The 9,422-nt window shown below is 72.3% G+C and carries 8 protein-coding genes; all 8 read right to left on the bottom strand.

Annotated features, from left to right (window positions below; genetic code table 11):
• Positions 1 to 141: 141 nt before the first annotated feature.
• Genes AL2_RS00730 through AL2_RS00695 form a run of 8 tightly spaced genes read right to left on the bottom strand, consistent with a single transcriptional unit; the run spans position 142 to position 9,342 of the window.
• Positions 142 to 1,425: a hypothetical protein gene (locus AL2_RS00730; RefSeq protein ID WP_067628045.1), complete on the bottom strand. Its 1,284-nt coding sequence runs from the start codon at positions 1,423 to 1,425 to the stop codon at positions 142 to 144.
• The gene (locus AL2_RS00725) at positions 1,425 to 2,693 is read right to left on the bottom strand and encodes an ATP-grasp domain-containing protein (protein ID WP_067628042.1); all 1,269 of its coding nucleotides are present in this window, start codon (positions 2,691 to 2,693) and stop codon (positions 1,425 to 1,427) included. Before AL2_RS00725 ends, AL2_RS00730 begins: the two co-directional genes overlap by 1 nt.
• An 11-nt stretch (positions 2,694 to 2,704) precedes the next feature.
• Positions 2,705 to 3,967: an MFS transporter gene (locus AL2_RS00720; protein ID WP_067628039.1), complete on the bottom strand. Its 1,263-nt coding sequence runs from the start codon at positions 3,965 to 3,967 to the stop codon at positions 2,705 to 2,707.
• The gene (locus AL2_RS00715; RefSeq protein ID WP_067628036.1) at positions 3,964 to 5,232 is read right to left on the bottom strand and encodes an ATP-grasp domain-containing protein; all 1,269 of its coding nucleotides are present in this window, start codon (positions 5,230 to 5,232) and stop codon (positions 3,964 to 3,966) included. Before AL2_RS00715 ends, AL2_RS00720 begins: the two co-directional genes overlap by 4 nt.
• A gap of 19 nt (positions 5,233 to 5,251) precedes the next feature.
• Positions 5,252 to 6,367: an amidinotransferase gene (locus AL2_RS00710; RefSeq protein ID WP_067628033.1), complete on the bottom strand. Its 1,116-nt coding sequence runs from the start codon at positions 6,365 to 6,367 to the stop codon at positions 5,252 to 5,254.
• Positions 6,360 to 7,784 carry an iron-containing redox enzyme family protein gene (locus tag AL2_RS00705; protein ID WP_067628030.1) on the bottom strand — a complete coding sequence of 475 codons (1,425 nt, stop codon included), beginning with the start codon at positions 7,782 to 7,784 and terminating at the stop codon, positions 6,360 to 6,362. Before AL2_RS00705 ends, AL2_RS00710 begins: the two co-directional genes overlap by 8 nt.
• Positions 7,781 to 8,920: a 50S ribosomal protein L11 methyltransferase gene (locus tag AL2_RS00700; protein ID WP_067628028.1), complete on the bottom strand. Its 1,140-nt coding sequence runs from the start codon at positions 8,918 to 8,920 to the stop codon at positions 7,781 to 7,783. The genes AL2_RS00705 and AL2_RS00700 overlap by 4 nt, the downstream gene beginning before the upstream one ends.
• A 29-nt stretch (positions 8,921 to 8,949) precedes the next feature.
• Positions 8,950 to 9,342, bottom strand: coding sequence for a Rieske 2Fe-2S domain-containing protein (locus AL2_RS00695; protein ID WP_168444675.1), 393 nt, complete (start codon positions 9,340 to 9,342; stop codon positions 8,950 to 8,952).
• Positions 9,343 to 9,422: the final 80 nt, after the last annotated feature.

The raw sequence follows: 9,422 nt of genomic DNA, 5'->3' as shown, positions 1-9,422 counted from the left end.
CGGCGGGGTGGGCGGGGGCAGCGCGATGGTAACCGCGGACTTCGCCCCCCGGAAAGGCTGCGATCCGGCCGACCTGGGAGAACCGGGAGAATCCGGCACGCATTGCAAAACCGGCCGATGCGTGCCGGAACACCCCGACACTCAGTAGTGGAAGGCGGAGGTCACCCGCGCACCCGGCGTGCCCAGGTTCACGACGGACGCCGCACCGGACGGGACGGCCCGGCAGAAGGCGCCCCCGTAGCCGTCCGGGAAGACGAAGAGGCCCCAGACGCCCAGCCAGTCCTCGACCGCGCCGGTCTCCGCGTTCAGCATCGGCTCCGTCGCCGGGACGACGCGGCGCTGGACGATGTAGTCCTCCTTCAGGCAGTCGGCGACCGTCCCGGCCCATTCCCGGTCGGTCTCTTCCCAGCCCACGCGGATGCCGCTGCCCGACAGGCCCGCGAACGGCTTGAGGATGAGGTGCTCGCGTTCCGCGCGGACCTGATCGGCCAGCTCGGGGGTCAGGGTCCGCGTCCACGGCAGGATCCGGTCGATCAGGGCGTTCTCGTCCTCGGAGAGCTCCGCCCGCATATCCGGATCGGAGACCAGCGGCAGGCAGCTCTTGTAGGAGAACATCGACGCCGTGAGGGGAGTCCACAGGACGACGTGGCCGTCCGCGTAGGCGCGCATGACGGTTTCGGCGGGGGCGTCGTTGCGCGGGTCGCGGGCGATCTGGTGGGCGGAGAAGTACCGCAGGACGAGGTCGATCTCGCGGCCCTGCAAGTACAGCCGTCCGTTCCTGACCTCCACTTGGCCCAGTTCGCCCAGAAGCAGCTCGATGCCGTACCGCTTCATCGTCTCCTGGAAGGAGCGGTGCAGCGACTCGTACGCCGCCATGCCGCCGATGGCCTCCAGCGTCGCGACGACGGGCGCCTCCTTCCCGGTGGCCTGGACGAACTGGCGCGCTATGGCGGCCGGGGTGTCGACGGTGGAGAGCCCGTGCTCGGCGGCGAACCCGGCGAACTCCTCGTCCGCGAGCAGGGCCCGGTTGACCTCGCTCATGTCGACGCCGCCCAGCTCGCTGCCGATGTTGAACTCCAGCACGCGGAACTCGGAACCGTCGTCGTAGAGGTCGGCCCGCCCGTACAGGACGGGCTCCCCCTCGAACCGGGTCATGAGGTCCGTGCGGCGCGCGTCCGCGCCGATCGCGGCGCAGAACCGGCGGCGGTCGCCGTCGAGCAGCCGGTCCGGCAGGGACGTCATCAGCCGGAACAGCCCGGCGAGGTCGTCCGCGGCCCGGCGCGTCCGCTCGGCGGAGGAGAACAGGGGACGGGTCGCCAGGTACTTCCCCCACGCCGAGCGGAACACGGGCGGCAGGTCGGCGCGGGACACGGCGTCGGCGAGGCCGCCGCCGGCGCACGCGTCCAGGTACTCGCGGGTCACCATCACGAGGCCCCTTCGTCGGTGTCGACGACGAGATCCTTCTCGATCTTGCGGATGGCTTCGCGGTCGGCCTGGATCTGGCCCGGGTCCTCGTGGGCGAGGATGATGTAGCCCATCGTCATGCTGGCGAAGATGTCGGTGCTGGCGTCCACGTGGTCGCCGGTCCGCACGACGTGCACGGGCGAGTGGTAGCTGGGCAGGTCGCGGGCCAGGTCGTAGATCTCCGCGTTGCGGACGATCCCCGTCGAGTGCGACATCAGGAAGACCGCCATGACGTTGCGGTGCAGCGTGTAGCCGGGCGGCATGTCCGGGCCGTGCCCGCGCACCAGGTCGATCGTGCGGGTCACCTGGCTCTCGCCGGACGCGATGGACGTCACCGCCGGGTTGCCCGCGCCGGACAGCCGGGCGTTGACCTCCAGCAGCCGCGGCCCGTCCGGCGTCATCATGATCTCGGTGTGCGCGGCCCAGTTCCGCAGCCCGACGGCGTCCAGCGACGCGAGGCCGTAGTCGATCAGCTCGCCATAGGCGTCCCGGTCGTAGGGGAGCCACTCGACGCTGTCGTACACCGCGATGCCCTCGCCGAACGGCACCCGCCGGTACTTGATCATGTCGGTGATCGAGTGCCGCCCGTTGTGGCTGATCGTGTCGATCGCGTACTCGGTGCCGGTCAGCTGCTCCTGGACGAGGACCTCGTCGGCCAGCACGCCGAGCTTGTCGTGCGTGCCGAGCATCGCGTCGAACAGTTCGCGCCAGCCCTGCCCGGCGGGCGCGCGGCTCACCCCGACCGTGCCGGCGCTGGCGGGCGGTTTGACGACGAGGTCCACGCCGTCCAGCCCCTCGCGGTCGATCCACGCGGCGACCTCGGCCGGGTCGGCGGTGCAGATCTGCCGGGGGACGGGCAGGCCCGCGGCGGCGACGGCCCGGTGCATGGCGTACTTGTGGCGCCGGGCGTCCATCAGCGCGGGATCGTTGGAGAACTCGGGCGCGAGCGCGTCGGTCAGCCGCTGCGCCAGCTCCAGCGCCGCCTCCGCGCCGTGGAAGACCGCGACCGGGCGCAGCGCGCCGAGCCGCTCGATCGTCTCCGCGGTGTCGCCGTGGTGGTTGATCACCGCGTCGTAGGCGGACGGGTCGTAGGCCGACTGCATGGGGGCCAGCGCCGGCCCGTCGTAGTCCATGACGGCGACGGGGCTGAACCCGGCCTCGCGCAGCGCGGGCGCGAGCAGCGCCGACGAGCTGAACGGCCGGACGACGGCGACGACGGGTCTGTTCATAATCTTCACCTTCAAGTCGGTTGGTCCGTCGGTTGGCTCGCGGTGACGGCCGGTTCCGCGGGCTCGGCCGCGGGCCGGCGGCGCGACACGTCCGCGCCGGCCAGCACGCAGCCCGCGGCGGCGAGCGCGCAGAACCCGGTGAGGACCCAGACGCCCGAACCCCAGGCGTGCCAGGCGGCGATGCCGACCATCGGGCCGATCGCGTAGCCGACGTGCTGCGGGATGGTCGCCGCCGCGATGTAGCGGGCGCGCAGCGCGGCGGGCGCGACGAGGCCCGGATAGGCCATCATCGAGGGCGCCGCGACGACCTCGCCGAACGTCCAGACGGCGGTCGCGAGGACGAGCATCGCGACGGGGGACGGCCCGGTGTACAGCAGGTGGCCGAAGCCGAGCATCGCCATGCCGAGCGCCATCGGCAGCCCGATCGGGAGCCGCTGCGTCCATTTCGACAGCAGCACCTCGAACGCGATCACGATGGCGCCGTTGAGGGTCAGCAGCATCGCGTAGACCTTCTCGGTGTGGCCCGAGCCGGTGACGTACAGCGGCAGCGCGGCCGAGCTCTGGATGTAGGCGATCGCGGTGAGGAAGAGCCCGAGGACGACGAGGGCGAACCGCCGGTCGGCGAACACCTGCCGGTATCCGGCGCGTTCTCCGCCGCCCGGCTTCGCCGCCCGCCCCTCCGGCTCCGCGTTGGAGCGCAGAGCCGTGTAGGCGATGACGCCGAAGGCCAGCGACGTCGCCGCGTCCACGTAGAACAGCGCGTCGTAGGACGCGTAGGTCAGCAGCAGCGCGGCGCCGATCGGGCCGACCGTCGTGCCGACGTTGAACGTGAGCCGCAGCACCGAGAAGACGATGACCTGCCGGTCGTCCGGCGTCAGCTCCACGACCCACGCCAGCGCGGCCGGCCGGTACGCCTGCGCGGACAGGCCCGCTCCCCCGGCGACCAGGGCGCCCACCCACATGTTCGGGACGTGCACGAGCGCCGCGGTCAGCACGGCGGTGGCGGCCATCGAGCCGATGATCGCGCGCCGGTAGCCGAACCGGTCGGCGGCGGCGCCGCCGGCGGCGGACCCGGAGATCCGCCCGATCATCAGCGCGGTCAGCACCACGCCGCTCTCCCACGCGCTGAAGCCGCGGTCGGTGAGGAACAGCACCAGGAACGCGTTGAGGAACGCGGCCAGGTTGATGACCAGGTTGCCGAGGACCAGGATCCGGACGGTCCCGCTCATCTCCCGCAGCGTGGCGAGGATCGTCGGGTGCTCAGTGGCCGTCATGGCGCCGGCTCCAGCGGGGTGCCCTTGAAGGTGAAGAAGCGCCCGGCGTCCGGGACGGCGGCGCGGGTCTCCGCCAGCGTCTCCCCCATCGCGATGACGTAGCCGGTGCGGGCCAGGCCGTGCGGTGGCAGCCGCACCCGCGCGCCGGGCTGCGTCCCGACCTCGATCTCGGTGATCGGCGGGCGCATCAGCTCCCGGTGCGCGGTCGCCGACACGATCTCCATGTCGTGCGGGGGATAGGCGAACCGGATCGACGCGGCCTTGCGCGGCTTCGGGAACGCCACGTCCGGGGGACGGCCCACCGCCACGTCCGCCGCGGCGAGCGGCGCGTCGACGCCGGACGTCAGTATGCCGAGATAGGGGATCATCCCGCCGCCCAGCCGGACGTTGATCTCGATGACGTGCTTCGCGCCGTCCGGGGTGAGCTTGAACTCGATGTGCGTGAACCCGTCGGTGAACCCGACGGCCGCGTGGACGCGGGTCAGCGTGTCCCGGAACCCGGCGTCGGCCAGCAGGGGGTCGCCCGCGTCGACGTCGTGGCCGATCTCCTCGAACGCCAGGTCGCCGCTGCCGCCCAGCACCTTCCGCGCCACGATCAGCGGCGTGCACTCCCCCTTGAACAGGACGCACTCGACGGAGATCTCCGGGCCTTCGAGGAACTCCTCCACGATCACGTAGTCGTCGAACTGGCGGATGCCGCCCATCCGCGTCCCGTCGGTGAGGGCGAACGCGGCGTCCAGGTCGTCCGGCCGCTCGACCTTGCTGAGGCCGAGGCTGCCGCCCAGGTTGCGGGGCTTGACGATGAGCGGGTAGCCGGTCTCGGCGGCGAACGCGCGGGCCTCCTCCAGGGACGACACGGCACGCGACGCGGGCTGCGGGAAGCCGGCGTCCGCCAGCGCCGCGCGCGTCGCGGACTTGTCGCGGCACCGCGCCACCGCGTCCGGGTCGAGGACGGGGAAGCCGAGCGCGGCGCTGAGGTGCGCGGACGTCTCGATGTAGACCTCGTCGTAGCAGAAGACCCCGGCGACGCCGTGGTCGCGGGCGACCTCGCGCGCCGCCGCCGTCAGCTTCTCCAGGTCGAGGCAGTCGACGACGGTGTGGCCGACGATGTAGGGGTCCTCCCAGGTTGCGGGGGCGGGGTTCAGGAGCCAGAGCCGGTAGTGCGCCGACACCGACTCCAGGATGTACTTGCGGTAGACCCAGTAGCTGCTCGCGATGAGCAGGAGGAGCGGGCGGTCGTCGCCCGCCTGCGGGTGATGCGACATGCGGACCTCGATCCGGGTGTCAGGAGCCGAAGTAGTCTTCGAGCCCGCCGCGGCGGCGGACGTCGAGGGTGGCGCAGTGGAAGCCGCCGCCGAACGTGTTGACCGTCCGGAACGGGACGGGGATGGGCGTGAAGCCCTCCTTCTCCAGCAGGCGCAGCAGCTCGGTCTCCTGCGCCTCGACGAAGATGCGCTCGGGGTCGAGCATCAGCGTGTTCATCGCGATCCAGCGGCTGCAGAAGTACATGGTCTGGTCGGCGGGGATGGCGGGCTCGGGGCAGACCACGGTGTCCCAGCCGGCGAACATCTCCGGCAGCTCACGCACCCGCTCCGGGTTGATCATGACCCGGCCGGGGCGCAGCGGGACGAACGTGGCGTTGAGGTGCATCGGGTGGTCGTCGATGAACGCGACCTCGTGCACCCGGAACTCGCCGGCGAGCAGCCGCCGCGTCCACTCGATCCCGAACCGGTTGGTGACGTGGCTGCGCTGGACGAGGATGTCGCGGCCGAACCGCATGAAGTCGCCCGCGTCCAGGATCGGCTCGAATTCGGTGATGACGGAGGTCGCGTCCGGGAACGGGTCGTCGGGCGACGGGGTGTCCGGCTTCGCCGCCGCGTAGCCGGGGTTGTAGGACGCGTCGGTGAGCTGCGGCTTCGGGGCGGCGACCCAGCCGGCGCCGCGCCGGAAGTAGTCCTTGAAGATCGTCCGGAACGGGTGGGTGGCGAAGTAGTACGACCGCCAGCCCATCGTCGCCTCGACGATCCGGTCGCCGGCGACGAGCGCGATGTCGCGGGGGAAGGTGTGCGACGACCCGCCGGTGGACGACCAGTCGGCGGTGCCGAACGACCGGGACTGGTCGACCGGGTCGGGCCGCCGGACCGTCACCCCCTCGGCCTCCAGGATGGACACGAACCCTTCGAGTTCCTCGCGGGCCGCCTCGATCTGCTCCTGCGGGAACCCGCCGCCGCCGTTGCGCCGGTAGAAGTCCCACGCCTCCGGCGGCACGGTCGCCTCGATCGCCGGATGCCACGGCGGGACGGCGGCGCCGTCGATGACGCCGACGATCACCTCTTCGAGCGGGTCCCACTCGTTGTACGAGCCGACCGGGCTCGGGGGAGGCGTAGGGCTGTCAGTCATCGCGGGAGGTCCTTTCGATGGTCCGTACGGTCACGCGCGCCTCGGGGGAGGCGGCCTTCAGGCCGTGCAGCCGGCTGCGCGGCACCAGCAGGACGTCGCCCGTCCCGAGCCGGTGCGGGCGGTCGGTCGCCCACGCGTACACGTCCACTTCGCCGCCCGTGACCTCGACGAGGCGGTCGGATTCGTGCACGTCGGTGCAGAACGGGCTGTCCGGGCGCAACATGGTGGTCACGGCGTCGTCCAGCGCGGCGGACGCCAGCGACGCGCCGGCCTCGGTGTGCTCGTCCAGGCTGTCGGCCCACGCGATCTGGGCGCGGAAGTCGGCGTCGCCGAGCCGCAGCAGGAGCTTGGTGTCCTCGATGCCGCGCACCAGCTCGGGGATCACCAGTTCGCCGTGCGTGCGGGCCAGCCCGAGCAGCAGGTTCTCGTAGGTCATCCGCCCGTGGTGGACGTCGATGTGGGCGTGCTCGTCGCAGTACTTGGCGTCCACCCGGTCGCCGTAGACCGCCCGGAGCATGGCGCCCGTGTCGGCGAACCCCTGGGCGAACAGCCACTCCAGGTACGTCACCGCGGCCATGTAGCGGAACATGCCGCGATGGTCCTCGGTGAGCCAGTTGAAGTAGTTGACGCCGACCAGGGAGCTGGTCAGGTAGAAGTTCCAGTAGGCGTGCACGTCGGTGCGCAGCCCGACGCTGGCCAGCATCTCCTTGAAGATCGTGCTGTGCTTCGCGCCGTAGACCCCGTACCCGAACTCGTCGTTGAAGATCTTGAAGAGCTCGGACTGCTCGACGCCGTAGGACCCGCCGAGGTTGCGCGCCATCGCGGACGCCTCCGTCAGCGCGTCCAGCGCGAGCTGGATCAGGTGCAGCGCCGCCGCGTCCTCGGGGCGCCGGCACTCGGTGATGGCCCGCATGGTGCCGGCCACCGGCGCGGACACGTCCACCGCCGGGTTGACGCCGGACGCGTCGGCGGGCGCGCCCGCCCCGCCGACCTCGGTGAGGAAGTACTCCTGAAGCTCGTCGAGCGTCCGGACGGGCGGGACGGGCACGGCGTCGTCCAGGAAGGAGAAGGCGTACCGCTCCAGGTCCGGGCGGACGCGGTCGCGCAGCCGCCGCACCTCGTCGCCGTAGAACAGGTCGAAGTCGTCCTTGGCCGTGGCCAGCCCGGCGGCGGGCAGCAGGATCATGTCGCTCTCGTAGGCGTTGCAGAGCACGCGTCCCGCGATGAGCTGGCCGCGGCCCAGGAACCCGGCCTCCGTCGCGGGGACGGAGAAGTCGTGGCGGGCGGCGTCCGGCGGGCCCACCGGGCGCCGGAACGGGTTGCCCTCGATGTAGACGTCCGGCCCCGGGCGGAAGATGCGCTGCGCGCAGTACGCCGCGAGGGCGTCCTGGGCGGTGGGGATGGTCGTGACGGTCATGACACCACCTCGAAGACCGGGTCGCCGAGCGGCTCCCCGGCGGGCTCGCCGGCGGCGACCTTGAAACGCACGCACTCCCCGTCGTGCATCGCGTCCAGCACCACGGGTTCGCCCGGCTGGACGCGCTGGGCGGCGGGCAGGCACTGGATCGCCTGCTTCCAGTGCGAGTCGCGGCCGGGTGGATTGCCCACCGTGATCCCCGGCAGCAGCTCCATCTCGAACCAGAACACGACCGCGTGCAGCCTGCCCGGCGCCGTCGGGTGGATCCGCAGCTCGGTGCGCTGCGGGCGGGCGTCGGCGGTGCGGAAGTCGAAGTCGAACACCGTCACCGGCTCGGACAGGACGCGGTGCTCGTGCCGGTGCAGCCGCGAGTCGAAGTACTCCAGCGTCGCCAGCCGGTTGAACGGCGCGAGGTCGAAGCCGTACAGCTTGCCCACGTGGTTCTTGCGGTGCAGCGCGTCGCTCTCGACCAGCTGCGCGACGATCCGGCCCCGCGACGGCATGATCGTCGCGTCCGGGGTGAGCAGGTGCTCGCGGGCGTGCGCGATGGTGCCGAGGATGCCCTCGCCGAGCAGCCCGCAGTCGACGATCTCGGTGACGAGGAGGCCGGCGCGCCTCGGCAGGTCCGCCGGCACCGCCATCCGGGTCGACATCTTCGCGACGACGGTGACCGCGTCGTCGTACCCGGCGGCGCGGACCACCCGCGCCGTGGTCTCGGCGACGGACGGCTGCCCCTCGCACGCCACGACCCGCCGCGCCCCGGCCCGCGCCGCCATCATGGCCAGCAGCCCGGACCCGGCGCCGATGTCCAGCACCAGCGCGTCCGGGTCGGCCGCGACCGCCTGCCGGATCGCCCGGTCGTACAGCTCCGCGCGCTCCTCGTCGTGCAGCATCTCCCAGTGCCAGCGGGGGACGGCGCGGCGGACGGCCCGGTTCCGGCCGATCAGCGCCTCCTCGTTGCCGCGGTCCATGCCGAGGATCAGCTCGAACGCCTTGACGGCGTCCTCGTAGCGGCCCTGATGGTGCAGGTCGCGGCCCCAGGCGAGGAACTCGCCGAGCTCCAGGCCGGTGCCCTCCGGGCCGGTGCGCGCCGCCCGGTAGGGATCGGCCGGGTCGGAATCGTGCGTCCTGGTCACGACGGTGCCTCCTCGGTTCGCAGGGGTGTTCATCGGCGCGCGGCCCCCTCGGGCCGGACGGTGTCCGCGGCGCACGGCGCGGCCGCGTCGGCGTCCGCGTCCGGGGGAAGGTTCGCGAGGATCTCGCGGCGGATGACCGAGACCGGCGCTCCGCCGTCGTCCGGGAGCATGTCGTCCGGGAGCACGACGATGGCCTCGTCCCCGCTGCGCACCATGGGCAGGCAGGTGCGCTTCAAGGCGGCGACCCCGACCCTGGTGCCGTGCCAGGGGCAGGTCAGCCGCAGCCCGTCCGGGGTGCGGCGCGCCAGGCTGAGCGGCCCGCCCCGGTGCGGGCAGTGATCGTGGACGAGCAGCGACCGGCCGTCCGACCGGAGGACGAAGTAGCGGTCGTGGCCGACCAGCAGGGTGTTGTGTCGGCTCAAGTCCATGACGATGACGCGGCCCATGGGCTCCTCGTGTCGTTCGGCCGGCGGCGGGGCGGGCGGCGCCGCGGCGGGGGGTG

The organism is Actinomadura latina NBRC 106108 (genome assembly GCF_001552195.1).
GTDB lineage: Bacteria > Actinomycetota > Actinomycetes > Streptosporangiales > Streptosporangiaceae > Spirillospora > Spirillospora latina.
The sequence above is the reverse complement of the archived record's forward strand: the minus strand, read 5'-3'. Positions and strand labels throughout refer to the sequence as shown.

Excerpts from the sequence above, each read along its gene's own strand:
- AL2_RS00730 (WP_067628045.1), bottom strand. The coding sequence starts at position 1,425 with ATGGTGACCCGCGAGTACCTGGACGCGTGCGCCGGCGGCGGCCTCGCC.
- AL2_RS00720 (WP_067628039.1), bottom strand. The coding sequence starts at position 3,967 with ATGACGGCCACTGAGCACCCGACGATCCTCGCCACGCTGCGGGAGATG.
- AL2_RS00705 (WP_067628030.1), bottom strand. The coding sequence starts at position 7,784 with ATGACCGTCACGACCATCCCCACCGCCCAGGACGCCCTCGCGGCGTAC.
- AL2_RS00715 (WP_067628036.1), bottom strand. The coding sequence starts at position 5,232 with ATGTCGCATCACCCGCAGGCGGGCGACGACCGCCCGCTCCTCCTGCTC.
- AL2_RS00710 (WP_067628033.1), bottom strand. The coding sequence starts at position 6,367 with ATGACTGACAGCCCTACGCCTCCCCCGAGCCCGGTCGGCTCGTACAAC.
- AL2_RS00725 (WP_067628042.1), bottom strand. The coding sequence starts at position 2,693 with ATGAACAGACCCGTCGTCGCCGTCGTCCGGCCGTTCAGCTCGTCGGCG.